Raw genomic sequence first — 25726 nt, 5'->3', positions numbered from 1 at the left:
TCCTGCTTCTTGGGGGTGGATCTCTCGTCGTGGCCGGGGGCCCGCCCACGGACGGGCGGACCCGGCTTCGGGACCGGCCGCCCCAGCGGCAACCGGCCTCGGCAGTGGCCGACTTCAGGAGCTGCCGACCTCAGGGGAAGCCCGCCTCAGGACCGGCCGGAGCCGCCGCGTCCGGACCCGCCGCGCGGGCGCAGAGCCGCTGCCGCGAGCACGGCCGGCACGGTGACCAGCAGCATCGTCCGGGTGGGCGACGAGCCGTGCCGACGCTCCGGGGCGGGCGGGGGCGGGGCCGGCGGCAGCCGGAGCGGCTTCGCGGCGGGTGTCGCCCGCACCGGGCTGGGGGCCGCCGGGCTCGGCGCGACGGTCGGCGCCGGCGGTTCGGGCGGCGCGGGCGGTCTGGGCGCGGGAGCCGGGGGCGGTACGGCCGGCCGTACGTCCGGCGTCGGCGCGGGTTTGGGCTCCGGCCGGGGCGACGCGGGCGGCGGAGTGGGTGCGGACGTGGGTGTGGGCGCGGGCGGCGGCACCGGCACGGGGGGCGGCGTCGGAGTCGGGGTCGGCGTGAAGCTGGGTGTCGGCGTCGGCGTCACAGTCGGCTTCGGCGTCGGCGTGGGCGTGGGGCGGGGCGTCACAGTCGGCGTCGGGCTCGGACACGGGTGGTGGTGGTGTCCGCCGGAGTGGTCGGGCTTGGGGTGGTGCGGCTGCGGATGGTGCAGGACCCCGGAGAGGTCGACGGAGACGCCCACCTCCACGTCGACGTCCACCTCGACACCCACGCCGCCCTTGCCGACCGAAACCGAGACGTCCGTCCCGGCGGAGACACAGGTCTCGACGACGACCGGACCGTGCGGGCGCCCCCCGCCGTGGTGCCCGGCGGGCCGGGCGGCGGCCGCGCCGCTCAGCAGCGCGCAGAGCGCGGCCACCCCGGCCGCCGCCCCGGCCACCCGGACTCCGCGCCCGGGAGCGCCGACGGCAGCGCCGCCGCTCCTCGCGAAGGTCAGCTCTCGGGTCACGGCTGACCGCCCATCGGTATCCGTCGGCTGCTGGGGCTGCGGCATGGGCTCCCTACACCTCTCGCGTTCTCAGGAGGGTCGGCCGGTACGGGGAGAGCCGACGCCGGACGGCCCGCCTCCGGGGGCGGGCCGTCCGGGCGCGGCCTCGCTCAGGCGCGGCCGTGCGCGATCTCGACGTTCTCCAGCACGCCGACGGCGTCGGGCACCAGGATCGCGGCCGAGTAGTAGGCGCTGACCAGGTAGGAGATGATCGCCTTCTCGCTGATCCCCATGAAGCGGACCGAGAGGCTCGGCTGGTACTCGTCCGGGATCCCGGTCTGGTGCAGGCCGATGACGCCCTGGTTGTCCTCGCCCGTCCGGATCACCAGGATCGAGCTGGTGTTCTCCTTGGTGATCGGGATCTTGTTGCACGGCAGGATCGGCACCCCGCGCCACGCCGGCACCTGCTGCCCGCCGAGGTCGACATGGTGGGGGTAGAGCCCGCGCGAGTTCAGCTCACGGCCGATGGCGGCGATGGTGCGCGGGTGGGCGAGCAGGTAGTCAGGGTCACGGCGGCGGTTGAGCAGCTCGTCGAGGTCGTCCGGGGTGGGCGGACCGGAGTGGGTCTGGATCCGCTGGTCGAAGTCGGCGTTGTTGAGCAGGCCGAACTCCGGGTTGTTGACGATCTCGTGCTCCTGGCGCTCGCGCAGCGCCTCGATGGTCAGCCGGAGCTGGTGCTCGATCTGGTTCATCGGCTGGTTGTAGAGGTCGGCGACCCTGGTGTGCACCTTGAGCACGGTCTGCGCGACGCTCAGCTCGTACTCGCGCGGCTTCAGCTCGTAGTCCACGAAGGCGCCTGGCAGCTCGTACTCGCCGTGGTGGCCCGCCGACAGCGCGATCTCGGCCTCGCCGCGCTCGTTCTGGGCCTGCTGCGGCAGGGTCAGGAACTCACGCAGGTGCTCCTGGAGCGCCGTGGAGCCGTCCCGAACGGTCTGGAACTGCCGCCGGGGCAGCGAGAGGACGGTACCGGCGGTGACGGTCTTGGCGGTGAACTCCCAGACGGCGGCCGGGTCGAGCACCGCGGTCTCGCCGAAGCGGTCGCCGTCACCGAGGACGCCGACCACGGTGTCGTCGCCGTACTTGCCGGTGCCGATCTTGTTGATCTTGCCGTGGGCGATGAGGTAGATCCGGTCGGCCGGCGCGCCCGCCTCGGCGAGCACCTCGCCCGGCCCGAAGTCCCGCTGCTCGCAGCGGTCGGCGAGGGCGGTCAGCACCTCGTCGTCCTCGAAGCCGCGCAGCAGGGCGAGTTCACCCAGCTCGCGCGGGATGACCCGGACCTCGGAACCGGTCTTGATGAACTCGATCCGGCCGTCACCGACGGTGTAGGTGAGCCGCCGGTTCACCCGGTAGGCACCACCCGCAGCCTGCACCCAGGGCAGCACCTTGAGCAGCCAGCGGGAGGTGATCTCCTGCATCTGGGGTGCGGACTTGGTGGTGGTGGCGAGGTTGCGGGCAGCGGCCGTGGCGAGGCTCGACTGCTGCGGCACCTGCTGTGACTCCGAGCTGGTGTCCACCGGCATCGGCAGGGTTCTCCTTCATCTGGTCAGGTCGCGCCGGACCCGCCCCGGCGCGAGCCGCGACGTGTCGTCACATATGCGTGGATAATGGGAAGTTGGCGAAGATTCGCAGGGTGGCCGCCGTTTCCGAAGGCCCATCCGGAACCCTAGATCAAAGACGCCCCGCCGGACCGGTCCATGCAGAAGGTGCCGCCCGATAGGGTGAATATCGGCCATGAAGAGGTTGGAATCCCTCGGCCTCCTCTAGACAGATCTTCGAATCCCTGTGCATGCGAATCGCCCGCGCGCCGGAACGCCCCCTTCCGCTCGAACGACGAAACGGCGAGGCCCGCGGCCCACCGGGGGGCCACGGACCCAGGGAACGTTCGTTCGACTCTCGAACAGATGCACACATCTCGCAGGCCGACGCTCGGAACGGCGCCCGGACCAACGCCGACTCTCCGGCGGACCAGGACGGCTGTTCGAATGGGGCGGCCGCAACCGGCCGTCCCGGGTGGCCTGTTCGTCGTACCGCGCGACGGACCGGGCGGATGACATCGACGCGGCCCACCACGGGGGCGGTGTCCGGCTCGGGCAGGGCCGGTTCGTACCCGGGGCGGCGCACGGTCGCCCCCCCCCCGCCCGACGGAAGGGACGGGAGTCATGAACCCAACGACGCGGCCGGCCGTGCAACCCGGGATTCGCGCGCGGGACAAGGCCAGTCAGCCGTGAAGTCAGGCGCTTGGCCGACCGCCCGGCCGGTCCAGGCGGAACGCCTCCATCTCCACGCCGTACCAGCGGTCGGTGCGGCCGAGCGGGCTCATGCCGAGGCGGCGGCAGACGGCCAGGGAGGGCAGGTTGTCGGGGCGGACCAGGGAGTAGACGGTGTCGAGGCCATCGGTGAAGCCCTTGGCGACGGCTCCGCAGGCGGCCTCGGTGGCGAAACCGTGGCCCCAGGAGTCCGGATGGAAGTGCCAGCCGACCTCGACCTCGCCGTCACCGCCGGGGATCGGCACCAGCAGGACGGTACCGGCCACCACGCCCGTGTCCTTGCGTTCGACGGCCCAGACACCGTAGCGCGGGTCGTCCGAGAAGGAGCGGTAGCGGGCGATGACGGCATCCGCCTCGTCGACGTTCTCCAGCGCGCGGGGGGCGCTGCCGAGCCAACGCGACACCTCCCAACGGGAGTAGATGTCGAAATGCCGTTCCCGCTCCTCCTGCGCCCACAGTCGTATCGTCAGCCGCTCGGTAGTGAACATTCCTGCCCCCGTAGGACTTTGACCATCGCATACTCCCAGCACGTGGAATGCGCAGAGGAGTCGATCAGCCACCAGCGTAGGGGCATACCGGGCCGGTACGGCTCAAGCCACCTCGAAGCCCTGCCGGACGCGGTCGAAGCGGCCCGCCGCCAGGTCCTCGTCGGTGATCCAGAACGACACGTTGACGGTCTCGCCCCAGTCCGCGCCCGCCGCCGAGCCCTCGACCTGGAGCAGCGGGCGGTGGCCGGTGGGGCGGCCGGTGTCGGTGTCGCACCAGCCGAGGACCCGGACGTCGGGCCGGGGCAGGTGGTCGCGGAAGTCGGCGGCGAGGTCGAGGGCGATCATGAAGTCGTCCGGGAAGAGGTTCTCCAGCTCGCGGTCCTGGTAGGACGGCGCGGAGAGCGCCCAGTGGGCCCGGACCTCGACGGCCGGCAGCACGGACGCGCCGGCCCCGCTCGCGGGGGCGGGCCCGGGCGGGGCGTCGGCGGGCACCCGCAGGACGCGGCAGCCGTGGCCGCTGAAGTCGGCGAAGCGGTCGTCGTGGAAGAACAGCAGCAGCCCGTCGGCGGGGAGCGGCCACCGGCCGCCGTGCCCGGTGGTGCGGAAGGCCTCGGCCAGTGCGGCGCAGTCGAGCCGGGCGAGCAGTTGCATCGGCCGCCCGGCGGACTCCGGCCAGTCGGTGCCCGCCGGCAGCACGGGCCGTCCGCCGAGGTGCCCGGCCCGCGGGCCTTCGGGGCCCTGCGGACCGGCGTGCAGGGCGAGCGAGGGTCGCAGCAGCCCGTCCACCAGCGGGGCGGTCCGCTCGTCGGCCCGCTCGCGGATCGCCGCGTGCACGGCGTACGGCATCGGGGTCGTCAGGGCCCCGGCGGGGTCGGTGAGCAGCGGTTCGGCCATGGGCGCAAGCCTGCCATCCGGGTCCGACAATCCACCCGGACAGCCCGTCAGGTGCCGGTACGGGGGCGGCCGGCACCTGACGGGGGTTCGAGGGGGGCGGGGCTCAGGAGCAGGTGACCTCGTTGCCGGGGACGTTGAGGATGCCGGAGTCGCTGGCACCGCCGGACTGGTACTCGTAGTAGATGTACGTGTAGAAGTCGATCCGTGCGCCGGAGCCGCAGGCCGAGTCGGAGGCGATGGCGTAGGTCAGCGTGACGGTGGTGCTGCCGCCGGCCGCGACGGGCACGGTGTGGTGGACGATGCCGGTGGTGGCACCGGTGTCACAGGCGCTGACGTTGCCGCCGCAGGCCGAGAACGCGTACTTGAGACCGGTGAGCTGGGTGGTCGCGTACGTCGGCTGGATGGACTGGTAGACGAACTGCACCGGGGTGTTGTGGGGGTTGGTGAGGGTCAGGGTCAGGGTGACCGAGGAGCCCGGGGTCGCCGTCGCCCTGTCGGCGCTGACGGCGAGCAGCGGGGTGTCGGCCTGGGCCGGGGCGGCCGAGAAGAGCAGACCGACCACGAGGGCCAGGATCGCGGCAAGTCCGAAGCGGCTCACATGTGTTCTGCGCATGACCATGGAGCGTAGGGCGCGGTGCCGCCTGCGGCGCCCGCCTCCGCCCCGGCCCGTACTGGCATATGACAGCGGAGCGGACGCGGCGGGCCATTGCGTACGCTCCGCCCTCCCGCCGCGCCGTCCGGACGCCTACCCTCCGCCTCTACCCGGACGGCTGCCGCCACCCGGGCCGGCGGGCGCCCGGCCCCGGCTCAGACGGGCGGCGGCAGGATGTCGCACAGCGCGGCGAGGGCGGCCGGGTAGGCGTGGTCGGGCGGGGTGGCGTAGCCCACGACCAGACCGTCCGCGGCGGGCGTGGTGTCCGGGTCGGCCAGCGGGTGGCGGTAGTCCGCGAGGCCGTCCACGGCCAGCCCCCGGTAGGCGGCGGCCTTGAGCACCGACCGCTCGGTGCCGGGCGCGAGCCGGAGCACCGCGTGCAGACCGGCCGCGATCCCGGAGACCTCGATGTGCGGGGCCCGGGCGGCGAGGGCCGCGACCAGTTGGTCGCGGCGGTCCCGGTAGCGCCGGCGCATCCGCCGGACGTGCCGGTCGTACCCGCCCGAGTCGATGAACTCGGCGAGCGTGAGCTGGTCCAGCGCGCTGGCCCAGGCCTCCCGTTCCCCCTTGGCGGCGAGCACCCGGTCCACCAGGTGCTCGGGCAGCACCATCCAGCCGAGGCGCAGGGCGGGGGTGAGGCTCTTGCTGACGGTGCCGAGGTAGACGACCCGCTCCGGGTCCAGCCCCTGGACGGCGCCGACGGGCTGGCGGTCGTAGCGGAACTCGCCGTCGTAGTCGTCCTCCAGGACGAGACCGCCGCGCCCGCGTGCCCAGTCCACCACCGCCGCGCGCCGGGCCGCGTGCAGCGGCCCGCCGGTCGGGAACTGGTGGGCGGGGGTGAGCAGCGCCGTCCCGACATCCTGACGGTTCGTCAGTTCACCGACCCGTGCGCCGTTCTCGTCCAGCGACAGCGGCACGGTGGCCACCCCGGCGGCGGTCAGCAGCGCCCGGTGGAAGGAGAGCCCGTACGCCTCGACGGCCAGCGGCCCGTCGACCCGCCCCGGCAGCACGGCCCCCGCGCCGTCGAAGAGCAGTCGCAGCGCGTGGGCGAAGCCCGAGCAGACGACGATGCGGTCCGGGTCGGTGCGCACGCCCCGGGCGCGGGCCAGGTAGTCGGCGAGGACGGCGCGCAGCTCGCGGCGGCCCTGTGGGTCGCCCGGCCCGAAGGCCTCGTTGGGCGCGGCGGTGAGGGCCCGGCGCCCGGCGGCGAGCCAGTCGGCCCGGGGGAAGGAGGCCGCGTCGGGCTGGCCCTGGCGCAGGTCGTGGGCGGGCCGGGGCGGCGGCGACGGCCGGCGGGTCCGGGCCGGGGTGACGGGCTCGGCGCGCTCGGCGACGGTGGTGCCGGAGCCCTGGCGGGCGGTGAGCCAGCCCTCGGCGACCAGTTCGGCGTACGCGTCGGCGGCGGTGTTGCGGGCGATGCCGAGGTCGGCGGCGAGCGAGCGGTAGGGCGGCAGCCGGGTGCCGGGGGTGAGCCGGCCGCTGCGGATCGCCTCGCGCAGGGCGGCCATCAGCGCGGCGCGGCGGCCCCCGGCGGCGAGTTCGAGGTGCAGGTCGCTGCCGGTCTTGCGCGCGGTGGCGGCCCTGGGCGCGGTGCCGGTCCGGGGAGTGCCGCCGGTCGGGCGGGTGTGCGTCCGGGGGTGCCCGACCGGGGTGTCCGTCATGATCACGTACCCTACCGGGCGGGTCGTGACCGGCCGCCGGCCGATACGGGCCGTGGAGCGCGGACCAGCTCGGCCGGGCAGAGACCGTGTTCCGATCCTGCGCTATTCCTCCCCCCGGGCCGGTCCGCGCCGGTAGCATCTCGCCCGCCCGGGAGAGTTGGGCTCGAGGCGGGACCTGCGCGCAGGCCCTCCGCCGGGATGTCGTGATCGCCGAAGGGGTGGGGCTCGTGGAGATCGGGTTGGCAGACGCGGTGGCGGCCGTGCGCGATGAGCTGCTGGAGGCCGCGGCGCGCGGGATCGGCCAGGACATCGCGTTCGCGGTGGGGCCGGTGGAGATGGAGTTCGAGGTCGAGCTGCGCGCGGACGCGAAGGCCAGGGGAGGCTTCCGGGTGTGGGCGGTGACGGCGGAGGCGGAGGCCGGGGTCTCCCGCGGCCGCACCCACCGGGTGTCCTTCACGCTGACGCCGCGCACCGCCGACGACCAGGACGTGATCATCCGCGGGTCCGCCCAGCGCCCCAAGGGTCCCGGGCCGGTGGGCGGGCGCATTCCTGGCTGACCCCGCACCGGCGGACACGGACGCGACGAGCAGGTGGAGGGGTCGGGGTGGAACGCGAGCGTGTGGTGACGGTGGAGGGCCCGGACGGGCCCGGATCGGGCTATGTCATCGGCCCGCGGCTGGTGCTCACCTCCGCACACGTCGTCGGCCGGGCCACGACGGTGCGGCTGTACCGCCCGGGCGAAGAACCGCTGTACGACGGCGTGGTGGTGTGGTGCGGTACGCCCGGGGAGCGCGACGACGCCGCGCTGGTGCTCGTGGACGACGGGCGGTGGTACCCGCCCGGCGGCGCGAAGGTCCGCTGGGGGCGCCTGGCCACCTCGCGCCCACGGCAGAAGTGCGAGACCTGGGGCACCCCTGCCGTGGCCCAGCGCCCCGGCAGGGCGACGGAGGCCGGGCAGCAGACCGGAAGGATCAACCCGGGCAGCGGCTTCGTCGGCAACCACTACGTCGTCAGGCTGGACGACCACCCGCCCGAGCCGACCGGCGCGGGGCTCTCACCCTGGGCCGGGCTGTCGGGAGCGGCGCTGTTCTGCGGCGGGATGCTGATCGGGGTCGTCGCCAGTGACATGGCGTACTACGGGCACTCGGCGCTGAGGGCGGTGCCGGCCTATGTGCTGCACCACGACGCGACCTTCCGCGCCGCGTTGGACGAGCACGGCGCCGGCTCGACGGCGCTGGGGCTGGTGGAGTTCCAGGACCTGGTCGAGAAGGAGCCGCCGAGGCCGGCCGGCGGACTGGCCTCTCCCGCGGCCCTGCTGACGGCCGAACGGCAGGTCGTGGACTTCCACGGCCGTGAGGAGCTCCTGCACCGGTTGACCGCCTGGTGCGAGCAGGCGGGTTTCGGCGCCTGGCTGCTCCACGGCCCCGGCGGGCAGGGCAAGACCCGCGTGGCGCACGAACTCGCCCGCCGGCTGGCCCGGCGGCCGCTCCCGGAAGGCTGGACGGTGCTGTGGCCGCGGGCGAACGCGGCACCGACGGACCTGGCCGCGCTGTGGGAGGTCACCGGCCCCCTGCTGGTGGTGCTGGACTACGCGGAGACCCGCCTCGACGAGCTGTCCGCCCTGCTGGCGGCCGCCGAGGAGCACGCCGCGCCGTTCAGGCTGCTCCTGCTCTCCCGCACCGCCGGGGACTGGTGGAACAACGCGAAGGCCGCCCATCGCATCGCCGAGGAACTGCTCGACGGCGCTCCGGTGGTCGGGCTCCCCCCGCTGGAAGCCGCGCCGGCCGACCGCCCGCGGACGTACCGGCGGGCGGCCGAGGCGTTCGCGGCGGCGCTGCCCGGTGTCAGCGGACATCAACGGCCCGACTGGCCGGCCCTGGCCCGCGCCCTGCCCGTCCCCGTCCTCGACCGCGCGGGGTTCGACAACGCCCTGACGCTGCAGATGACCGCGCTGGCCGACCTGCTGGACACTGTCCGGGACTCCGCCGACGACCCTCCTGATGCCGCGCCGACGCCGACGACGACCGGGGAGGCGGCCGACGTCGAAGAGCGCATGCTCGTGCACGAGCGCCGGTACTGGCTGAGGAACGCCACCGCCCATCGGCTGCGGCCACCGCTGACGGACGGGGCACTCGAGGACGCCCTGGCCGCGGCCCTGCTGGTCGGAGCGGACGACCGTGAGCAGGCGGCCGAGGTCCTGCGGAGGGTGCCGAGCCTCGCGGACCAGGGGGAGCGCCGCGAGGCCGTCCGGTCGTGGATCACCGCGACCTACCCGCCGACCGGCCCCGGCCCCTGGGGCGCCCTGCAGCCCGACCGGCTCGCCGAGCACCTCGTGGGCCGGCGCGTACAGGCCGATCACTCCCTCGCCCACCGTCTGGTGCCCGCTCTGGACCGGGCCCGGGCGGCCCGGTTCCTGACGCTGCTCACCAGGGCCGGCGCACACCCGCCGCTCCGCGGTCGGCTGGACGGTCTGATCACCGACCTGTGCACCGGCAGTCCGGCCCTGCTGGGCCCGCCCGCCGTCGACGTCGCCACGCAGGTCGAGGCACCCGAACCGCTGCTCACCGCACTGCACCGGCTGTCCGACGACCCCGACACCCCGTTGTCGGACCTCGAGTCGCTGGCCGACCGCGTTCCGCTGTCCTCCTACCACCTCGCTCCCCTGGCCGTGCGTCTCCTGGAGCGGATCGTCGCCGCACAGCGCGCCTCCGGCGTGGACGGTTCCGACCGTACGGTCGCGTTCGCCACCAGACTGCGTGAGCTCTCCAAGCGCCTGATGGACGTCGGAGAGCCGGACCGGGCGCTGGCGGCGGCCGAGGAGGCCGTCGGTCTGCTCAGCCGGGCGGCGTCGCCCCGGACCGCTGCCGCCCGCACCGAACTGGCCGCCGCCTGGAACAACGCCGGCGTCTGCCTTCGCGCGCTGGGGCGGCGGCGGGAAGCCCTCGCCGCGGCGACCGAGGCCGTCGGCATCCACCGGCGGCTGGCCGCGACCGGGATCTCGTCCGACGCCATCCTGTCGAACCACGTACAGAGCCTCAACAGCCTGTCCGACACCCAGCGGCAACTGGGCGACGCACCGGGCGCCCTGGAAACCGGCAGGGAAGCCGTCGGGATCCGGGAGGGACTGGTCCGGTCCGGGGCGGAAGGGGCCCGGGCCAACCTCGCGCTGGATCTGAACAACCTCGCCATCCACTGCCTGGACACCGGGCAGCGGGAAGAGGCGCTGGAGACGATCGACCGGGCGCTGGAGATCCTGCGGCCGCTGGCCGAGGAACACCCCGACACCTTCCGCCCCGCCCTGGCCGTCGGCCTGAACACGAGATCCAACTGCCTGTCCGAGATGGGGAGATGGGAGGAGGCCCTGGAGGCGGTCCGGCAGAGCACCGCCATCCGCCGCCGGCTCGCCGAAGGGCGCCCCAACGCGTTCGGCCCCGGGCTGGCCATGACCCTCAACACACTCGCCATCGACCTGGCGGCCCTCGGGCACCACGACGCGGCCGTCGAAGCGGGCCGCGAATCCGTCGCACGCTACCGGATCCTGGCCGAGGCCCAGCCCGACGCGTTCCGCGGTGAGCTGGCCATGAGCCTGAACACGCAGGCCAACCAGCTCGCGGACACCGGAGATCCGCACGGCGCCCTCACCCTGGCCGAGGAAGCGGCCGGTATCTACCGCGAACTGGACGAGGCCTCCCCCGGCGTCTTCGCCATGGATCTGGCCATGGGTCTGACCACACTCGCAAGCCGGTTGGACGACGTCGGGCGACACCAGGAGGCCGTGGAGAGGATCGAGGAGGCCGTCACGATCTACCGGTCGCGGCCGGCGAAGCACTCCGAGGCCGTCCGCCCCGACCTCGCGGCGTGCCTGAACAACCTCGGCGTTCATCTTCGCGCACTGGGCCGGGCCGAGGAGGCGCTGGCGGGGATCACCGAGGCCGTCGAGATCTCACGCGGTCTCGCCCGTACCAATCCCCGGGCGTTCCGGCCCGCACTCTCCCGGTATCTGATCCACCGTGTCCTGTGCCTGCGGGACTTGGGCCGGCTGCCGGAGGCCGTGCCGATCGTGCGGGAGGCGGTGGCGGTCGAGTTGCAGGTGGCCGCGGCCGCGCCCCTCGCCCGGCTGCCCGAGTCGGCCTCCCGGCTCAGCTCGCTCTCCGGCGCGCTGACCCTGGCGGGACAACGGCACGACGCGCCCGGTGTGACCAAGGAGGTCGCGAAGCTCCGCCACCGGCTGGCGAAGGACGATCCGCAGACGCACGAACCGGAACAGGCCGCGACGCTCGACCTGCTCGGACGCCAGCTCGCATCGGTCCAGCGGCACGCCGAGGCGCTGGCCGCCGCCCGGAAGGCGGTGACCGTCCGGCGCCGGATCCGGGCCCGCGCCGACACTCCGGCCCACCGGGCCGCTCTCGCGGCGTCGTTGGGGAACCTCGGCGAGTACCTGATGCAGGCCGGGCAGCGCGGCAAGGCGCTGCCCCCGATGAAGCAGGCCGTCCGTCTCTGGCGCGAACTGTCCGAAGCCGACCGCACGGCGCACCAGCCCGTCCCGGCCCTGGCCCTCGTCCTGCTCGGCTTCCTCTTCTTCGGCGCGGGCCGGGTGGACGAGGCGGTGAGGACCGCCCAGGAGTCGGTGGACGCCTGTGACGCTCTCGCCGGGCTCGATCCCGCACACGGCCCGTTCCTGTCCGTCGCGCTCTGCGTGCACGGCGTGATCCTGACCGAGCTGGAACAGCGGGCGGCCGCGCTGCCTCTCCTCGAACGCGCGGTGCGGGCCGCCCGACCGCTCGCCGAGACCGGTCCCGCCCCCTACCGGACCATTCTGGCCTCGGCATTGAGCGGGCTCGCCCAGTGCCTGGCGGAGGAACCGGAGTGGCCCGAGGAGGCCTTGACGTACGCCCAGGAGGCCGTCGCCCTGCTCACCCCGCCGGACGAGGCCGACCCCCTCGTCCTTGAGGCCGACCTGGCGCGGGCACTGCCGGTCCTGGGCCTCTGCCTGGCCCGGGCCGGACGGCACGGCGAGGCCGCCGGGACCACCGAACGGGCGGTCGAGGTCTGGCGCCGCCTCCGGGACGCCGCCCCCGCCGCCCACGAACTCGACTTCGGCGCCGCCCTGCTCGCGTACGCCAGGGCCCGGCTTCTCGCCGGAGCACGGTCGGCCGAAGCGCTGGCGGCCGTGGACGAGGCGCTGGCCGTATTCCGCGGTTTGGGTGCCACGGAACCCACGCTGGTCGAGCGGCAACAGCGGCTGGCCCTGGAGACCCGAACGAAACTGATCAGGCGTTCGACGTAGCGGCTCTTCGGAGCTGGAGCCGCATGACGGCCCGAGCGGTCCGGCTCCTGCATTGGGGTCGGATTAGGACGCCAATCAGGTGGTCGCTAAATAGGCTCATGACTGGATTCAGGGGCTGCCTGTTATGTCTCCGGACATGACCAACACCAGGAAGTACCTCGCCGCCGTCGGCCTCGGCGCCGCGCTGGCCATCACCTGCGCCGGCCCCTCCTACGCCGGCGACGGCATCGTGCGCGGCGGCCACCACGGCCACGACCACGGCCACGGCCACTCGGGGTTCGCCCCGTCCGGCACCACCTGCGCCAACATCGGGGAGGGCGCCCACGCCAACGGTGTCGCGGCGGGTTCGCCGGGCGTGCTGTCCGGCAACCAGATCCAGATCCCGATCAGCATCCCGATCAACATCTGCGGCAACAGCATCGACATCATCGGCCTGTTCAACCCGGCCGGCGGAGGCGGCAACGGCGGCGGCGGGAACAACGGCGGGGGCAACAACGGCGGCGGAAACGACGGCGGGGGCAACAACGGCGGGGGCAACAACGGCGGCGGGAACAACGGCGGGGGCAACAACGGCGGGGGCAACAACGGCGGGGGCAACAACGGCGGCGGGAGCAGCGGCGGCAACAGCTGATCCAAGCCCAGGGCCCACCCCCGGCCCACCCGCCGGGTAAGCACCCCGTTCCACCGACCAGAACCCCCAGCAACCCGAAGGGCTGCGACCCCGGCATCGACGCCGGGATCGCAGCCCTTCCGTCCTGTCCGGTCGCGGGCGGGCTACGGCACCACGGTCACCGGCCAGCGGCCCGCCTTCACCAGGCGGACGGCGACCGAACCGATCACCCGGTGCCCGGCCTGCTCGGAGGCGCCGACGACGACGGCGTCCGCCCGCAGCTCGTCCGCCATCCGCGCGAGGCCGGTGTACGGGTCACCGCGGACGGTCAGGAAGCGCCACTCCAGCTGCCAGACGTGGCTCAGCCGGTGCTCGGCCTCGCGCAGGGCGGCCAGCAGTTCGTCGGCGATCTCCTGGGTGGTCTCCTCCACCACCGCGCCCGCGAGGGCGGTCGCCGCCCCGAGCACGGGCTGGACGTACGCCACCGCGAGGATCGCGTTCTGCCGCCGGGCGAGGCCGGCCGCATAGGCGGTCGCACGCCAGGAGGAGTCCGAGCCGTCCAACCCGGCCATGATCACCTTGGGCCCGTCCGTCCCCAGCTCGAAGCCGGCCGGCGCGACCGCCTGCTCCGGCTCCTCGACCCCGCCGACGGCCCCTGCATCACTCTCGTTGCTCATGGCCCGAGGCTATTCCGGGCACGGCACGTGAGGGGACGGGGCACGACGGGTGAGGGCTGTGGTGCGGGCCACCCCGGGCGGCCATCGATCTTGGCCGGGAGGGCCGATTCGGACACGGACGGCCGGAAGCCCGTCACGCGGCGTCGACAATGTGGGCGGCCTCACAGCGACTCGCACGTGACGCAGGCCACTTCCAGGGGAGGTTTGATCTTCGAAATAGGGACATTTCAGTCCAAATTAGTACATTTCCTTGATCCATACCCCCGGTAACACCCCTCTGACGTGGCTAAACCTGTAAATCCTTGAAACCTCCACCGGGGCCCCCGTAACTTCGAACTCGTTGCACCGAGCGAAACGCTCCCGAGGGCCTCACAGCCCCGGAGTTCGGAACGGTGCCGAACCACGCGAGTGACGTGATCCCCGAAACCGACGGCCTTCCGAGGGCCTGGTTCCGCGCGCTCGCAGACCCCCTCCGAAAGGAACCCCATGACCTTCCGTAACGAGACTGCCGCCACCACCACCGCCACCAAGCGTCGCAGCCGCGTCCGGATGGCTCTGATGGCCGGGGCGCTGACCGCCCTGCCGGTGGCCGGCCTCGTCACGGCCAACAGCGCCTCCGCCGCGCCGGCGTCCGTCTGGGACAAGGTCGCGCAGTGCGAGGCGACGGGTAACTGGGCCATCAACTCGGGCAACGGCTTCTACGGCGGTCTGCAGTTCACCTCCAGCACCTGGGCCGCCTTCGGCGGTACCGCGTACGCCTCGCAGGCCCACCAGGCCACCAAGGCCCAGCAGATCGCGATCGCGGAGAAGGTCCTCGCCGCCCAGGGCCCGGGCGCCTGGCCGATCTGCTCCGTCAAGGCCGGTATGAGCAAGTAAGGCCCTCGGCGCACCGCGCCACGACGACGCCGCCGCACCCGACCGTTCAGTCGAACCGGTCGGGTGCGGCGGCGTTGTGTCGTTCCCGGGGCGTTTCCGGGGCGCTTTCAGGCGGCTCGCTGGCCGTGGAGGAGGAGGGGGAAGCGGTGCGGTGCGGTGGTGAGGGCCTCCCGGACGCGGGCGGCCTGGGCGGGGCTCATCACGGCGGGGAGGCGGCGGGGGTCGACGAAGCGGTGGCCGAGCAGGCCGCTGCGGTGCTGGGGCGGGACGGTGATGCGGGCGGCTTCGTGGTCGCTGAGGGTGCCGCCGTCGAAGACGAGGTTGAGGCGTTCGAGGTAGCGGTCGGCGGGGGTGAAGTCGACGGCGAGGAGGTGGGTGGGGCGGCGGTTCAGGCCGGTCTCGGCATGGAGGTGGCGGGCGGCGGCTTCGTGCGGGGATTCATTGGCGCGGGCGCTGCCGCCGGGGAGGATCAGGCCGTCCATGAAGTCCGGGTCGATGAGGAGGACGCGGCCGCGCGGGTCGCGGAGGAGGACGAGGCAGCCGAGCCGGCAGACGGGCGGCTTGGCAAGGAGTCGGGGGTCGCGCACGGTGGGGGTCACCTTCTGGTGCTGGTGCTGGCTCTCGGGTGGGGACGGCGGGTTCGGCTCCGGCGGCTCCGTCGGCGGGCCCAGGCCTCGGTCACGTTCATTCCGGTCATGAGGGCGGTGGCGAAGAACAGCCACCAGACCAGGCGGGCAACGGCCGGCTGCCCGGGGTCGACCAGGGCGGAAGCACCGTGGGCGATGCCGAAGGAGGCGAGGAGCACGAGGGCAGCGGCGAGGAGCTCAGTCCTGGTCGGCTTGCCGCTCATGGAGCAGGCCCTTTCGCAGGAGTTCGGTGATCCGCAGGACCTGGGAGGTACGGGCCGAGCCGAGGTTGATCAGGTAGGCACCGGTCAACCGCCCGTAGTCCCAGTCCACTTCGAGGGAGGGCAACTTGGCGTCACCGAGAGCGAGGACGGCCGTCAGCTCCTCGACGGCGAAGGCGGCCTCGCGGCGCTGCTCGGCGGTCGCTCGGTTGAGGATCGGCCCCATCAGACCATCTCCCGGTGCGACTCGAACCCCCGCCAGGCCTTCTCCGCGACGGAGAAGGAGGAGAAGCCGCTCAGCGATCCGTCGCCGTCTCTCAGCCCCTCCCCCGTGATCTCGTTTCGCACCCGGTAGAGCCGGGCGGCGGGATCCCAGCGGATCCCGTAGCCGTGGAGGTTGGTGGACGGGTCGTCCGGTCTGGGCTGAGTCTGGGCATGGTTCATGGGAACCCTCCGCTTACGAGCTTTCACGTTCTGTGCCCATGGTGGCCTGTCGACAGCTACCATCGGAAGCGAAATTGGTTTTGACTTTCCGGCTGTCCAAGTTGGGGCAATCATGGTTAACCGAAAGGAGCTTGATCCATCCTCAGGCCGGTGGGCGCCCTTTGGGGTGCAACTTCGCAGGTCACGCGAGACAGCCGGGCTCACGCAGGCGCAGTTGGCCGCGTGTGTCGGGTTCCACTACTCAACGGTCTCCTTCGCCGAACTTGGCACGAAGCAACCCTCGCTCCGCTTCGCTCGTGCGGCTGACCAGGCCCTGGGGACACAGGGCACCTTGGCCCTCATGTGGCAGCAGGCGAACAACTCGGCCGGTCTCGCCGAGGGATTCACAGAGTTCACGCGCCATGAGGCGCAGGCCACTGAGATAAGGCTGTTCGAGATCGGCATCATCCCCGGCCTGTTCCAGACTCGGGCCTATGCCGAGGCCGAACTGGGAGGCACGGTGGACCTTGGCGAGATCACTACCGACCAGGCCGAGGAGCGACTCGACTTCCGGTTGGCCAGACAGAAGCTTCTGACTCACACCCCTCCACCCCTCATCTACGCCGCACTGGATGAGAGCGCCTTGCGATGGCAGCTCGGCGGCCCGGACGTCATGGCCGAACAGCTTGAGCATCTCGAAGAACTAGCGGAGGAACCCCACATCCTGTTGCAGGTCGTGCCGTTCACCATGGGAGTGCTCAGGCCCTTCCGGTCGGCTGTCACCTTGCTGACCATTGGTGACAATGGCCAACTGGCTTACACAGAAACGCTGCACCGCGGTTTCCTGGAGCGAGATCGAGCAGCCGTCATGACCTGGCGCAGGCGCTACGATCGTCTCCAGGTGGACGCGCCTCCCCAGGCAGAATCCCTGGCCATGATCAGAAGAATCCGGAAGGAACTGGCACCATGAGCTCCAGCCTCGACCTGTCATCCGCCCACTGGGTGAAGTCCTCCCACAGCTCCGATGGAGGCCAGTGCGTTGAGGTGGCACCCAACTACCCGAACGCTGTGCCCGTTCGCGACTCCAAGAACCCCCACGGTCCCGTCCTCGTCTTCCCGGCTGACGCCTGGCAGTCCTTCGTCACCGCCGTCCGCGCCGACGACTTCGGACCCGCCTGAACACGCCACACCCAGGCGCCACCACCCCAACCGGGGCGGCGGCGCCTTCCTCAACCCCACCAACAAGCCCAACCACCCCCAACCCAGCCGCAATCGCCACACCCTGGCGGCTTGGCGCAGACGCTACGATCGACTCCAGGTCAAAAGCCCGATGCGACCCACGCTCTTGGACATGATCAGTCAGACCCGGAAGGATCTACCGACATGACGCTCGACCAAGCAAACTGGCGCAAGAGCACCTACAGCACCGACGGAGGCCAGTGCATTGAGGTCGCCGACGGCCTCAGCGGAGTGATTCCTGTTCGGGACAGCAAGGACCCGAACGGTCCCACCCTCGTCTTCCCGGCTGACGCCTGGCAGTCCTTCGTCACCGCCGTCCGCGCCGACGACTTCGGACCCGCCTGAACACGCCACACCCAGGCGCCGCCACCCTGACCGGGGCGACGACACTTCTCTCAAAGCCCAACCACCCCACACACAGCCGCAATCACTCCAAAGCGGCCTCCCGCCACTGCTCGCCGGCCGCCCGGTTGAGGATCGGCCCCATCAGACCATCTCCCGGTGCGACTCGAACCCCCGCCAGGCCTTCTCCGCGACGGAGAAGGAGGAGAAGCCGCTCAGCGATCCGGAGGAGTCGCGCAGCCACTCCCCCGTGATCTCGTTGCGCACCCGGTAGAGCCGGACGGCGGGATCCCAGCGGATCCCGTAGCCGTGCAATTTAGTGGTCGGCTCGCCGAGGGCCGGAGGCCGCGCGACATCCAGTCGGACATCCCCTGTCATGATGTGACTCCTCTCCGTATTGGTATGAAGAGGTTCTCGCCACCGGCTTGCGGCTACCAGGGATGAAACGTCCTAGTTCTGACTCCTAATCAGCCAGGCCAAGGAATCTTGCGAGCTTCCGAAGACCCGGAGGCCTAGCGGATCCCGCCCAAAGGTCAGAGACGATCGCCACCGCCAGCGTATGGTGACGCATCCAGCCGGGGGCGGTCCGTTGGAGCCGTTCCAGTGCCGCCACTGCCCCTCTGGCGTTCCCAAGGTCCGCGTACGCTCGCGCCACGTCGAGAAAGAGCCATGCCCGCCACGAGGGCGGAATCTCCACACCAAAGCGAACACCTCGCGCGAGGGCCAACGCCTCGTCAGAACGTCCATGTTGAACAGCAAGACGCACGCGCTTGATCCGAACAGACGACTCGCTGAAGACGCTGACCATTCGACTGTCCTCAGGCGGCGGCATCTCCGCCAACCGCACAGTCGCCCGCTCCGCAGTCCCCATCATTTCGGACGCACCGTCATAGTCGCCACCAAGACTGGTACTGATCGCTCCTGCCATGATCAGCCCACCCCAGACGCGGAGCCCTTCCGCGCTGGAAGCGTGCTCGCGCTCGACTCCATCGGCAGCGTGAACCGCCAGCGTACGAGAATCATCCAATCGGTTCTGACGCTGGTACGCCCACGACACAGAGTTGCAGAGCATCGCTGCCAGCAAGGGATCCTCGGCGGAATCGGCAGCCGAAATTGCTCGTTCGAGACTGGAGACGCCGAGATCTGTCTTGCCGAACCGAATAGCAAGGTGGCCACCCAGCTGGAGAGCCTTCCCCAAGGCATGATGACCTGCCAATCGCTCACGCCCCTTGCTTGAAGCAGCGGCGCGCCTGGCGTCCACGATGACGCCAGGCAGAATCTCCATGAGCCTGCCAAAGTCTGCAGCGTGGTAGAGGGTCCACCCATCGGCGATCTCAGCCTTCAACAGAGCAAGTGACAGCCACTCTGCCCCGTCCGGGCTGGGAAGCGGGGTGAACAACGACGGCATAATGGCGCGGCGTAGAAAGACCAGTTCCGCCGGCTCCACATCGCCCGTCGACGGAACGGCCGGCGGATCACCCAGCAACGCAGTCAGCTCGACGCCAAGTCCCTTGGCCAGCGCATGAAGTGTGGGCAGCCGTGCCGAATGCTTGCGCTGCTGTTCGAGTTTCCGAACCACATCCACGGACACGCCCGACTTCTCCGCCAGGGCTTCCTGCGTGAGGTCGGCCAAGCGGCGCAACCGACGTAGCCGCTCCCCAAGGTGGTCGTTCGCCATATGCCAGACATTACGCCTGAACAGGCAACGGCCTGAACCACTCGGCAATCTTGCTGGCGCCGCTGCCAAGTTCGACCACGCCCGCACAGCCGCAATCGCACCACTGTGGCGACATCGCTCAGACGCTACGATCGATTCCAGGTCGAAGACACGATGTGACCCGCGCTCTTGGACATGATCCGTCAAACCCGGAAGGATCTGCCGACATGACGCTCGACCAAGCAAACTGGCGCAAGAGCACCTACAGCGGTCAAGGCGGCGAGTGCATCGAGGTCGCCGACGACTACCCCGCCATCGTCCCGGTCCGCGACTCGAAGGACCCCGACGGCCCCGCCCTCGTCTTCCCGGCCGACGCCTGGCAGTCCTTCGTCACCGCCGTCCGCGCCGGCGACTTCGGACCCGCCTGAACACGCCACACCCAGGCGCCGCCACCCCCAACCGGGGCGGCGGCGCCTTTCTCAACCCCACCAACAAGCTCAACCACCCCCACCCAGCCGTTGGCCGCCACCGATTCCCGGTATGAGCCACAACGGCGCACCGTGGCGGTCTCCCTCGCGATGGCCCTCGCCCCAGAGCTCCGGTGCGGGGGCCACGGGCGTGCCGGCCTTACTCCTCCAATCGCTTGAGTTCACCGGGCCCACCACCGGGTTCTCCAGGCCCACCAGGTTCACCGGGCCCACCGGGTTCTCCAGGCTCTCCGGGCCCACCAGGTTCTCCAGGCCCACCGGGTTCTCCAGGCTCTCCGGGCTCCCCGGGCTCACCGGGCTCACCGGGCTCACCAGGCTCCCCGGGCTCACCGGGCTCACCGGGCTCACCAGGCTCACCAGGTTCACCGGGCTCACCGGGCTCACCAGGCTCACCGGGCTCACCGGGCTCACCAGGCTCACCGGGCTCACCAGGCTCACCGGGCTCACCAGGCTCACCGGGCTCACCAGGCTCTCCGGGCCCACCAGGTTCCCCAGGTTCCCCAGGTTCACCGGGCTCACCGGGCTCACCGGGCTCACCGGGCTCACCAGGTCCCCCCGGATCGCTGGACGACACGCTCGACACCGTGTTCGCGGCGGTGGTGACCGTCTGAGCCGCCGTTCCCGCCAGGGTGGCGGTGGCCCCGATCACCACCCCGACCGGGCCGCCGCCCAGCGCCACCACCGCGGCTCCGATGTCCCCGGCGAGACGGCCGATCGCCGCGAACACGCTCGCTATCGCGTTCAGCGCCGAGACGATGCTCGATCCGTCACTGAGATTGATCCTGCCGATCAGATCGATGGCATTGGCGGACGTGGTCTCCACATCCACCACATGCTGGATGACCGATCCGGCCACCGTGCCGAGCACGCCGGCGTGCTTGGACAGTGAATCCTTGAGGTTGTTGACCTGGTTCTGCACCTCCTGCATGGAGTTGCCTTTGGCAATGGCCTGCACCACGTTGCCGAACGCGGCGCCGATGTCCCCCACCGCAGGGCTGCCCGCCTGTTTGACGGCCGCCTGGATCTGGTTCGCCAGCTGGCCCGACTGGGTCAGGCTGTTCTGTATCGACTGTGCGTCCGCAGGCGCAGAGACCGGTACTTGGAAGAAAGTGTTGCCATTCGACATACGACGCTCCCGTGACCTCGTTCTCCATCGATTTCTTCTGATGCTGTTCAGCGCCGGATCGGGACGCTCTCCTCGTCCCGCACCCGCCGCGGCTCCCGGTCGATGACCCGCACCTGCCCGGTCTCGGAGCCGGCATCCAGCTCGTACAGCGCCGCCAGGACGCGTTCGACGCTCACGATGCGCGGAAAGGTGTTGGGGGCGACCACGTTGACCCGGACCCCGGCGGGGGCGAGTTCCGCCGCCAGGTGCCGGCTCGCGATGTCGAGCGCGGCCTTGCAGGCGCTGTATCCGAGCTGACCGGTGCCGGGGAAGGCTCTGGAGGCGGCCACCGACGACAGGTTGATGACATTTCGACGGTGCAGCCGGTTGTCCTCGGGGATCGCCCGCCACGACTTCTCGTAGAGCTCGGCGACCACCTGCAACGGCCGCACCACGTTGACCAGGAACTGCCGTGGCAGACGCGCCAGGAAATCGAGCGAGGTCCCCGGCCCCCAGTCGTACAGCACGGCGCTGTTGACGACCAGGTCCACCCGGCCGAACGCGGCGAGTGCCAGCTCGGCGATCCGCCCGGGGCTGCCCGGCTCGGCCAGGTCCGCGGCGATCGGATAGAACGTGGTGTGCCGCTCGTGCACCGGCGGGGCCTGGTTCAGCGGGTCGACCACCTGCTCGTACCGGCGCTCGGCCCCGGCGGGGCAGGTCCGGTAGACCGCCGCGATGCGATAGCGCGACGACAGGGAACGCAGAAAGGCTCCGCCCAGGCGGCCCCCGGCGCCCAGGAACAGGCACACCCGTGGCTCGGACATCACGGCATCACCGCCCACTCGCTCTGGCCCAGCGCACGATCTCCCGGTCCGTCCACCGGGCCACGGCGTCCTCCTTGCTCCGGTGCAGCCAGAGAACGAGCGAATTGCGCTGCGTCGTGCTCGCCAGGTAGGTGTGGAACGAGGTGGGCGTGCACTCGAAGGCGAGCATTCCGTTGTCCGTCGGGGGCACCAGCACGGTCGGTTCGGTGACGGCGGTGGTCCGGTCGAGGTACAGCCCGGTCTCACCGCCGCGCCCCGGAAACCACGGCCCGTTGTCCAGGTAGTACAGGACGGCCACCGCCCGCACCCGTTCCACGGTCTCCAGGCCCGGCTCCGGCGTGGTGCCGTACCGGTAGCTGCACCGCCCGGAGTCGGCGAGATTGACCCCGTCCGGGTGCGGCCGCGCCACGAACCAGCCCGGGTTGAGATCGTTGTGCACCTGGCCGCTGGCGGCGCCGGCCTCGTGGTGGTGCAGCGAGGCGTTGACGTCGCAGGTGACCGGCACGTCGAAGACGCGGGACAGCGCATCGCGGAACTCCGAGGACAGGAAAGCCTCGAACGCCCCACGGTAGCCTGGTCGGAAGCTGTGACCGGTCGCGTCATAGCCGCGCATGTTCCGCTGGAAGCCGTCCGTCCCGTCGACGGCCAGCAGCTGTCGGAGCTCCAGGACCATCTGCTCGTACCGGGTGCGGCGGAACACCGGCTCGGCCCAGAGATGCCGGAACGGATACTCCCGCAGCCGCCACCGGCGCCCGTCGAGAATCTCATCGAGGCTGCTGTTCACCGCTCGCCCTCCGGGATGACCTGGGTGGAGGCGTACAAGACTCGGAAATGTTCCTCTACCGACAGCCTGAACGGCCTTGCCGGAGTCGGCAACTCGGGGTGCCTCCGGTGAACACCGCTTTCATCATTGGAAGTTGTGGACGCCGGGCGGACTCGACCCTTCGCCTCCCGAGTTGCGCCACACATGGAACGGCCGGAAACTGATTGCGGGCGGGGCTCGCAGGGCAGAACTGCCAACTCTGTGCTTTGTACTGAGCGATGGTCACCGATTCACGGAGCGCGGACCGGGTGAGGCCTGTCCGTCCCGGGGGCGGCGGGCGTGCACGAAGGGGGGCTTCCTCCCGTAGGAGTCATGATGCAGCAGAGCGTCCAAGACGCCTTCATTCCGTTCACCGAACCGCTTGAAGGCCGCGTGCACTTCATGTATCTCGACATCAAGAGCCTGGTGTCCACCGGGGTGGGCAACCTGCTCGACGCCGACGATCCCTCGAACCTCGGGAGCAACGCGCATCTGCTGCCCGATGCCTTCACCCTGAACTGGGTCGACAAGAACTCCGGCGCTTCGGCCGCGCATGCCGACATCGAGCAGGAGTACCAGACGGTCAAGTCCAGCGGCACCTCCCACGCCCTGCTGCCACAGAAGGAGGCGGTCACCACGCTGCGGATCGACGACGCGGCGATCGACGGGCTGATCACGAGCAAGCTGGCCGACTTCGAGAGCCAGGTGAAGGGACGGGCAGCGTTCAGCGATCTGGACAACTGGCCCGCCGAGGGCCAGCTCGGTCTGTTCAGCATGGTGTGGGCGCTCGGGCCGCTCTTCCACTTCCCGAACTTCGAGGCCGCGGCCTCGGCCGACCCCGTGGACTGGCTCACCATGGCGCGGGAGAGCCATATGACCGACACCGACAACCCCGGGGTGGTCCCGCGGAACGTGCTCGACGGGCTGCTCTTCACCCTGGCCGGCTGGAAGGCCTCGACCTCGGGCGACTTCACCCAACTCGCCTACGACCCCGCGCAGAAGCTCGACACCAACATGCGCTCGGGGAACTTCCCCGTCCCGCTGAACCTGGCGGTCGGCGTGCAGACCGCCCTGGAGAAGCTCGGCTTCGACCCGAACGGTCTCGACGGCATCTTCGGGCCGGGCACGCAGGCCGCCCTGGTCAAGTTCCAGCAGTCCAACCAGCTCAGCGAGACGCCCGGCGCCGGTGGCATCGACGACGTCCCACAGGAGACCGTCGACGCCCTGGGATCCCAGCTCGACACCGCCGGAGTCTCCCACTTCCCGTAGCCTGCCGGCCCCCGCCCGGCCCTGACGCCTCTGCCCCCGGGGGCTCGCGGCGCGCCCGGCAGGCGCGCCGCGAGCCCGTGCGCCCGTCCCGATGCCCCAAGAGGACCTCAGGGAACAGGCCGTTCACGACCGGGGGTTCACCCCTCGCTGCCCACGCCCGTGGCGATCTTGCCGAGGCTCTGCCAGCCCGGCCCGGCCGCCGTGTCGCCGCCGTTGTTCCGGTACGCGGTCACCGATCCGTCGGCGTTCATCAGCAGGAAGTCGACCCTCCGGTCGCCCGTCACATCGGCGAAGCGGACCTGATCGGCATTGGCGGTGAGCCCGGTGGCCACCTGACCGAGGTCCTGCCAGCCGGGCCCGGCCGCACTGTCCCCACCCTTGTTGAGGAAGACCCGCACCGTACCGTCCGGGTTGATCAGGATGTAATCGGCCCTGCCGTCGCCGTCGAAGTCCGCCCAGCGGACCCGGCCGCGGTCCGTGGTGAGGCCAGTGCCGATCTTGCCGAGGTCCTGCCAGCCCGGCCCGGCCGCCGTGTCGCCGCCGTTGTTCCGGTACGCGGTCACCGATCCGTCGGCGTTCATCAGCAGGTAGTCGGCCCTCCGGTCGCCCGTCACATCGGCGAAGCGGACCTGATCGGCATTGGCGGTGAGGCCGGTCGCCACCTGACCGAGGTCCTGCCAGCCGGGCCCGGCCGCACTGTCCCCACCCCGGTTGAGAAAGGCCCGCACCGAGCCGTCCCTGTTGATGTAGAGGTAGTCGGCCCTGCCGTCACCGTCGAAGTCCGCGAACCGGACCCTGCCGCGGTCCCGGTCGAGGCCCCTGGCGACGATGCCGAGGTCCTGCCAGCCCGGCCCGGCGGGGGTGTCGCCGCCCTTGTCGAGGAAGAGCCGCACCGAGCCGTCGTCGTTGATGTAGAGGTAGTCGGCCCGGCCGTCACCGTCGAAGTCCGCCCAGCGCACATGGCTGCTCACCTCGGGTGCGCTGCCCGGCACCGGGGTGTTGCCGGGCAGCCAGCCGCTGCTGAAGGCCTGGTCGAGTGCGGGGAAGAAGGCGTCCGCCATCCGCTTGTAGCCGGCGTCCCTGGGGTGCAGGTCCCCGACACCCGCGAACTCGGTGGTGGGATCCAGCGCGGGCGCGTCCACATAGCGGAAGTGGCGGCCCAGTTGTGCCTGGGCCGGCTCGAACTGGCTGATCCGGGAGTTGTACTGCTGGATCAGGCCGGGCAGGGCGGTGCCGGCCGGGCAGCCCGGGCAGGCGGTGGTCGGTATCAGGCCCTGCAGAATGACGGTGATGCCCGGCCGGGCGGTGTAGATCCGGTCGAGCAGTTGCTTGAGACGGTCCGGGGCGTGGGCCGGGTCGTCGTTGTTCTGCAGGTCGTTGAGCCCAAGGTGCAGCAGGACCACGTCCGGGCGCTGGAGGCCGAGCCAGCTGTCGACACCGCCGCTGATGTCGTTGATCCGCCAGCCGCCGTGCCCCTCGTGGCTCCGCTCCCCGAACGTGGCCGGGCCGTCCGAGCCGGAGCCGACGAAGTGCACGGTGTACCGGGTCTGCGCGGCGACGTCGCCCGCCAGCGGCTCACGGTAGCCACCCCAGTCGCTGCTGCCGAAGCCCTGGGTGATCGAGTCGCCCAGCGGCATCACCCTGAGCACGGGCGGGGCGGTGGCGGCCGGGGCGGCGGTGGCGGCACCGATCCGAGGCCGAGCACGCCGCCGGCCGCGCCGAGCAACGCGGCCATGGCAAGCGGTAGGAACCTTTTCACGAGCTGTCCCCCTACAGATGGTGATGAAGCATCAGGGGGTGCGTTCGCGCACCCCGGCGGCGATCCTGTCGCATCCCGTCGGCGCCGACGCGGCCGGGGTCAGCTCCGATGATCTTCAGGTCCGGGAGTGAGTGACAGACAGGCCCCGTTCGGCCTCCGCTGACTCCGGGTGACCGGGCGGGCTCCCCACCCGGTCACGAGGACGCAGCCCACGCGGAGTGGGGAGTCGGCCACGTCGACTTCCCACTCCGCGGCTCGGCCGAAACTCACGCAAAGGCAGCCGCCGCAGCGCCTCCTCGGGGGGCTCCCCCGGGCCCTGGTGCTGCCCGGCGCGTCGCCGTCCGGCGACACCGGGGAAAAATAATTCCACCGCGGCGAGCTGTGGCCTGCTACAGTCGACTTAGTTGCAGTAGTGGTTCCCATGAACTTTGTGTGCGCCTGCTGATGTATTCGCAGGTGCATTTTTGTTTCCCGGCTCTTTTTCCGGGCGGGTCATCATCGCGGCGACTC

General features: G+C 71.3%; 26 protein-coding genes and 1 pseudogene. 10 read left to right on the top strand and 17 right to left on the bottom strand.

Annotated features, from left to right (window positions below):
• Nucleotides 1–146: 146 nt before the first annotated feature.
• From ACIO5D_RS01530 to ACIO5D_RS01505, 6 genes are all read right to left on the bottom strand, one after another.
• A complete protein-coding gene (locus tag ACIO5D_RS01530; RefSeq protein WP_400793568.1) occupies nucleotides 147–1010 on the bottom strand; it encodes a hypothetical protein in 864 nt (287 codons plus the stop codon).
• Nucleotides 1011–1159: 149 nt separating this feature from the next.
• Nucleotides 1160–2569 (bottom strand): family 2B encapsulin nanocompartment shell protein, encoded by a 1410-nt coding sequence (locus ACIO5D_RS01525; RefSeq protein WP_400793566.1) that lies wholly within the window; start codon nucleotides 2567–2569, stop codon nucleotides 1160–1162.
• Between the two features lie 710 nt (nucleotides 2570–3279).
• The gene (locus ACIO5D_RS01520; protein WP_400793564.1) at nucleotides 3280–3804 is read right to left on the bottom strand and encodes a GNAT family N-acetyltransferase; all 525 of its coding nucleotides are present in this window, start codon (nucleotides 3802–3804) and stop codon (nucleotides 3280–3282) included.
• Nucleotides 3805–3906: 102 nt separating this feature from the next.
• The gene (locus ACIO5D_RS01515; RefSeq protein ID WP_363614498.1) at nucleotides 3907–4698 is read right to left on the bottom strand and encodes a DUF1963 domain-containing protein; all 792 of its coding nucleotides are present in this window, start codon (nucleotides 4696–4698) and stop codon (nucleotides 3907–3909) included.
• 103 nt (nucleotides 4699–4801) lie between these two features.
• On the bottom strand, nucleotides 4802–5311 hold the full coding sequence (locus tag ACIO5D_RS01510; protein ID WP_363614500.1) for a hypothetical protein: 510 nt from the start codon (nucleotides 5309–5311) through the stop codon (nucleotides 4802–4804).
• A gap of 194 nt (nucleotides 5312–5505) precedes the next feature.
• On the bottom strand, nucleotides 5506–7011 hold the full coding sequence (locus ACIO5D_RS01505) for a PLP-dependent aminotransferase family protein (protein ID WP_400758159.1): 1506 nt from the start codon (nucleotides 7009–7011) through the stop codon (nucleotides 5506–5508).
• Nucleotides 7012–7250: 239 nt separating this feature from the next.
• Here ACIO5D_RS01505 and ACIO5D_RS01500 point away from each other — a divergent pair, with 239 nt between their 5' ends.
• The 3 genes from ACIO5D_RS01500 (at nucleotide 7251) to ACIO5D_RS01490 (ending at nucleotide 12929) form a co-directional block, all read left to right on the top strand.
• Nucleotides 7251–7568 (top strand): trypco2 family protein, encoded by a 318-nt coding sequence (locus tag ACIO5D_RS01500; RefSeq protein WP_400651824.1) that lies wholly within the window; start codon nucleotides 7251–7253, stop codon nucleotides 7566–7568.
• A 47-nt stretch (nucleotides 7569–7615) separates the two neighbouring features.
• Nucleotides 7616–12298 (top strand): tetratricopeptide repeat protein, encoded by a 4683-nt coding sequence (locus ACIO5D_RS01495; protein WP_400793562.1) that lies wholly within the window; start codon nucleotides 7616–7618, stop codon nucleotides 12296–12298.
• A gap of 136 nt (nucleotides 12299–12434) precedes the next feature.
• Nucleotides 12435–12929, top strand: a complete 495-nt coding sequence (locus ACIO5D_RS01490) for a chaplin (protein ID WP_400793560.1) — start codon at nucleotides 12435–12437, stop codon at nucleotides 12927–12929.
• A 143-nt stretch (nucleotides 12930–13072) separates the two neighbouring features.
• Here the strand turns inward: ACIO5D_RS01490 and ACIO5D_RS01485 are convergent, their stop codons facing one another.
• The gene (locus tag ACIO5D_RS01485; protein WP_363614516.1) at nucleotides 13073–13480 is read right to left on the bottom strand and encodes a universal stress protein; all 408 of its coding nucleotides are present in this window, start codon (nucleotides 13478–13480) and stop codon (nucleotides 13073–13075) included.
• A 591-nt stretch (nucleotides 13481–14071) separates the two neighbouring features.
• Here ACIO5D_RS01485 and ACIO5D_RS01480 point away from each other — a divergent pair.
• Nucleotides 14072–14461 (top strand): transglycosylase family protein, encoded by a 390-nt coding sequence (locus tag ACIO5D_RS01480; protein WP_400651816.1) that lies wholly within the window; start codon nucleotides 14072–14074, stop codon nucleotides 14459–14461.
• Between the two features lie 107 nt (nucleotides 14462–14568).
• Here the strand turns inward: ACIO5D_RS01480 and ACIO5D_RS01475 are convergent, their stop codons facing one another.
• The 4 genes from ACIO5D_RS01475 to ACIO5D_RS01460 are packed head-to-tail and all read right to left on the bottom strand — an operon-like array spanning nucleotide 14569 to nucleotide 15752.
• Nucleotides 14569–15048, bottom strand: a complete 480-nt coding sequence (locus ACIO5D_RS01475) for an NUDIX domain-containing protein (protein WP_400793558.1) — start codon at nucleotides 15046–15048, stop codon at nucleotides 14569–14571.
• A gap of 8 nt (nucleotides 15049–15056) precedes the next feature.
• Nucleotides 15057–15311, bottom strand: coding sequence for a hypothetical protein (locus ACIO5D_RS01470; protein WP_363614512.1), 255 nt, complete (start codon nucleotides 15309–15311; stop codon nucleotides 15057–15059).
• The gene (locus ACIO5D_RS01465) at nucleotides 15286–15534 is read right to left on the bottom strand and encodes a hypothetical protein (protein WP_400651811.1); all 249 of its coding nucleotides are present in this window, start codon (nucleotides 15532–15534) and stop codon (nucleotides 15286–15288) included. Before ACIO5D_RS01465 ends, ACIO5D_RS01470 begins: the two co-directional genes overlap by 26 nt.
• Nucleotides 15534–15752 carry a hypothetical protein gene (locus ACIO5D_RS01460; protein ID WP_363615304.1) on the bottom strand — a complete coding sequence of 73 codons (219 nt, stop codon included), beginning with the start codon at nucleotides 15750–15752 and terminating at the stop codon, nucleotides 15534–15536. Before ACIO5D_RS01460 ends, ACIO5D_RS01465 begins: the two co-directional genes overlap by 1 nt.
• Between ACIO5D_RS01460 and ACIO5D_RS01455 the strand changes: the two are divergent.
• The 4 genes and pseudogenes from ACIO5D_RS01455 to ACIO5D_RS01440 all read left to right on the top strand — a co-directional run.
• Nucleotides 15751–16074 (top strand): annotated as a pseudogene (locus ACIO5D_RS01455) (helix-turn-helix domain-containing protein); the annotation flags it as partial. The gene ACIO5D_RS01460 and the pseudogene ACIO5D_RS01455 sit on opposite strands and share 2 nt — an antisense overlap.
• Nucleotides 16075–16092: 18 nt before the next feature.
• A complete protein-coding gene (locus ACIO5D_RS01450; RefSeq protein WP_363615315.1) occupies nucleotides 16093–16701 on the top strand; it encodes a DUF5753 domain-containing protein in 609 nt (202 codons plus the stop codon).
• Nucleotides 16698–16910: a DUF397 domain-containing protein gene (locus ACIO5D_RS01445; RefSeq protein ID WP_363615306.1), complete on the top strand. Its 213-nt coding sequence runs from the start codon at nucleotides 16698–16700 to the stop codon at nucleotides 16908–16910. The genes ACIO5D_RS01450 and ACIO5D_RS01445 overlap by 4 nt, the downstream gene beginning before the upstream one ends.
• Before the next feature lie 204 nt (nucleotides 16911–17114).
• Nucleotides 17115–17315 (top strand): DUF397 domain-containing protein, encoded by a 201-nt coding sequence (locus tag ACIO5D_RS01440; RefSeq protein WP_363615308.1) that lies wholly within the window; start codon nucleotides 17115–17117, stop codon nucleotides 17313–17315.
• A 141-nt stretch (nucleotides 17316–17456) separates the two neighbouring features.
• On the opposite strand, the gene ACIO5D_RS01435 is transcribed toward ACIO5D_RS01440, so the two are convergent.
• Both ACIO5D_RS01435 and ACIO5D_RS01430 read right to left on the bottom strand, forming a co-directional pair.
• Complete coding sequence (locus ACIO5D_RS01435; RefSeq protein WP_400793556.1) at nucleotides 17457–17690, bottom strand: hypothetical protein; 234 nt, start codon at nucleotides 17688–17690, stop codon at nucleotides 17457–17459.
• An 85-nt stretch (nucleotides 17691–17775) separates the two neighbouring features.
• The gene (locus ACIO5D_RS01430; protein ID WP_400651806.1) at nucleotides 17776–18990 is read right to left on the bottom strand and encodes a helix-turn-helix domain-containing protein; all 1215 of its coding nucleotides are present in this window, start codon (nucleotides 18988–18990) and stop codon (nucleotides 17776–17778) included.
• Between the two features lie 206 nt (nucleotides 18991–19196).
• On the opposite strand from ACIO5D_RS01430, the gene ACIO5D_RS01425 reads away from it, so the two are divergent.
• On the top strand, nucleotides 19197–19397 hold the full coding sequence (locus tag ACIO5D_RS01425; protein ID WP_400793555.1) for a DUF397 domain-containing protein: 201 nt from the start codon (nucleotides 19197–19199) through the stop codon (nucleotides 19395–19397).
• Nucleotides 19398–19466: 69 nt separating this feature from the next.
• On the opposite strand, the gene ACIO5D_RS01420 is transcribed toward ACIO5D_RS01425, so the two are convergent.
• From ACIO5D_RS01420 to ACIO5D_RS01410, 3 genes are all read right to left on the bottom strand, one after another.
• On the bottom strand, nucleotides 19467–19967 hold the full coding sequence (locus tag ACIO5D_RS01420; protein WP_400793554.1) for a hypothetical protein: 501 nt from the start codon (nucleotides 19965–19967) through the stop codon (nucleotides 19467–19469).
• A 663-nt stretch (nucleotides 19968–20630) separates the two neighbouring features.
• Nucleotides 20631–21386 carry an SDR family oxidoreductase gene (locus ACIO5D_RS01415; RefSeq protein ID WP_363606130.1) on the bottom strand — a complete coding sequence of 252 codons (756 nt, stop codon included), beginning with the start codon at nucleotides 21384–21386 and terminating at the stop codon, nucleotides 20631–20633.
• 7 nt (nucleotides 21387–21393) lie between these two features.
• The gene (locus tag ACIO5D_RS01410; protein WP_400793553.1) at nucleotides 21394–22170 is read right to left on the bottom strand and encodes a 2OG-Fe(II) oxygenase; all 777 of its coding nucleotides are present in this window, start codon (nucleotides 22168–22170) and stop codon (nucleotides 21394–21396) included.
• A 351-nt stretch (nucleotides 22171–22521) separates the two neighbouring features.
• Between ACIO5D_RS01410 and ACIO5D_RS01405 the strand changes: the two genes are divergently transcribed.
• Nucleotides 22522–23457 (top strand): peptidoglycan-binding protein, encoded by a 936-nt coding sequence (locus ACIO5D_RS01405; RefSeq protein WP_400793551.1) that lies wholly within the window; start codon nucleotides 22522–22524, stop codon nucleotides 23455–23457.
• Between the two features lie 137 nt (nucleotides 23458–23594).
• Here ACIO5D_RS01405 and ACIO5D_RS01400 read toward each other — a convergent pair whose 3' ends face one another.
• The gene (locus tag ACIO5D_RS01400) at nucleotides 23595–25106 is read right to left on the bottom strand and encodes an FG-GAP-like repeat-containing protein (protein ID WP_400793550.1); all 1512 of its coding nucleotides are present in this window, start codon (nucleotides 25104–25106) and stop codon (nucleotides 23595–23597) included.
• Nucleotides 25107–25726: the final 620 nt, after the last annotated feature.

The sequence above is a fragment of the Kitasatospora sp. NPDC087315 genome, assembly GCF_044744345.1.
Classification (GTDB): Bacteria; Actinomycetota; Actinomycetes; order Streptomycetales; family Streptomycetaceae; genus Kitasatospora.
Note: the sequence above shows the minus strand (reverse complement) of the source record. Positions and strands in the feature narration are given on the sequence as shown.

Bases quoted from the DNA above. Each gene is read 5' to 3' on its own strand.
- ACIO5D_RS01525 (WP_400793566.1), bottom strand. From the start codon at position 2,569: ATGCCGGTGGACACCAGCTCGGAGTCACAGCAGGTGCCGCAGCAGTCG.
- ACIO5D_RS01520 (WP_400793564.1), bottom strand. From the start codon at position 3,804: ATGTTCACTACCGAGCGGCTGACGATACGACTGTGGGCGCAGGAGGAG.
- ACIO5D_RS01515 (WP_363614498.1), bottom strand. From the start codon at position 4,698: ATGGCCGAACCGCTGCTCACCGACCCCGCCGGGGCCCTGACGACCCCG.
- ACIO5D_RS01510 (WP_363614500.1), bottom strand. From the start codon at position 5,311: ATGCGCAGAACACATGTGAGCCGCTTCGGACTTGCCGCGATCCTGGCC.
- ACIO5D_RS01505 (WP_400758159.1), bottom strand. From the start codon at position 7,011: ATGACGGACACCCCGGTCGGGCACCCCCGGACGCACACCCGCCCGACC.
- ACIO5D_RS01490 (WP_400793560.1), top strand. From the start codon at position 12,435: ATGACCAACACCAGGAAGTACCTCGCCGCCGTCGGCCTCGGCGCCGCG.
- ACIO5D_RS01485 (WP_363614516.1), bottom strand. From the start codon at position 13,480: ATGGCCGGGTTGGACGGCTCGGACTCCTCCTGGCGTGCGACCGCCTAT.
- ACIO5D_RS01480 (WP_400651816.1), top strand. From the start codon at position 14,072: ATGACCTTCCGTAACGAGACTGCCGCCACCACCACCGCCACCAAGCGT.
- ACIO5D_RS01470 (WP_363614512.1), bottom strand. From the start codon at position 15,311: ATGAGCGGCAAGCCGACCAGGACTGAGCTCCTCGCCGCTGCCCTCGTG.
- ACIO5D_RS01465 (WP_400651811.1), bottom strand. From the start codon at position 15,534: ATGGGGCCGATCCTCAACCGAGCGACCGCCGAGCAGCGCCGCGAGGCC.
- ACIO5D_RS01460 (WP_363615304.1), bottom strand. From the start codon at position 15,752: ATGAACCATGCCCAGACTCAGCCCAGACCGGACGACCCGTCCACCAAC.
- ACIO5D_RS01450 (WP_363615315.1), top strand. From the start codon at position 16,093: ATGTGGCAGCAGGCGAACAACTCGGCCGGTCTCGCCGAGGGATTCACA.
- ACIO5D_RS01445 (WP_363615306.1), top strand. From the start codon at position 16,698: ATGAGCTCCAGCCTCGACCTGTCATCCGCCCACTGGGTGAAGTCCTCC.
- ACIO5D_RS01440 (WP_363615308.1), top strand. From the start codon at position 17,115: ATGACGCTCGACCAAGCAAACTGGCGCAAGAGCACCTACAGCACCGAC.
- ACIO5D_RS01435 (WP_400793556.1), bottom strand. From the start codon at position 17,690: ATGACAGGGGATGTCCGACTGGATGTCGCGCGGCCTCCGGCCCTCGGC.
- ACIO5D_RS01430 (WP_400651806.1), bottom strand. From the start codon at position 18,990: ATGGCGAACGACCACCTTGGGGAGCGGCTACGTCGGTTGCGCCGCTTG.
- ACIO5D_RS01425 (WP_400793555.1), top strand. From the start codon at position 19,197: ATGACGCTCGACCAAGCAAACTGGCGCAAGAGCACCTACAGCGGTCAA.
- ACIO5D_RS01415 (WP_363606130.1), bottom strand. From the start codon at position 21,386: ATGTCCGAGCCACGGGTGTGCCTGTTCCTGGGCGCCGGGGGCCGCCTG.
- ACIO5D_RS01405 (WP_400793551.1), top strand. From the start codon at position 22,522: ATGATGCAGCAGAGCGTCCAAGACGCCTTCATTCCGTTCACCGAACCG.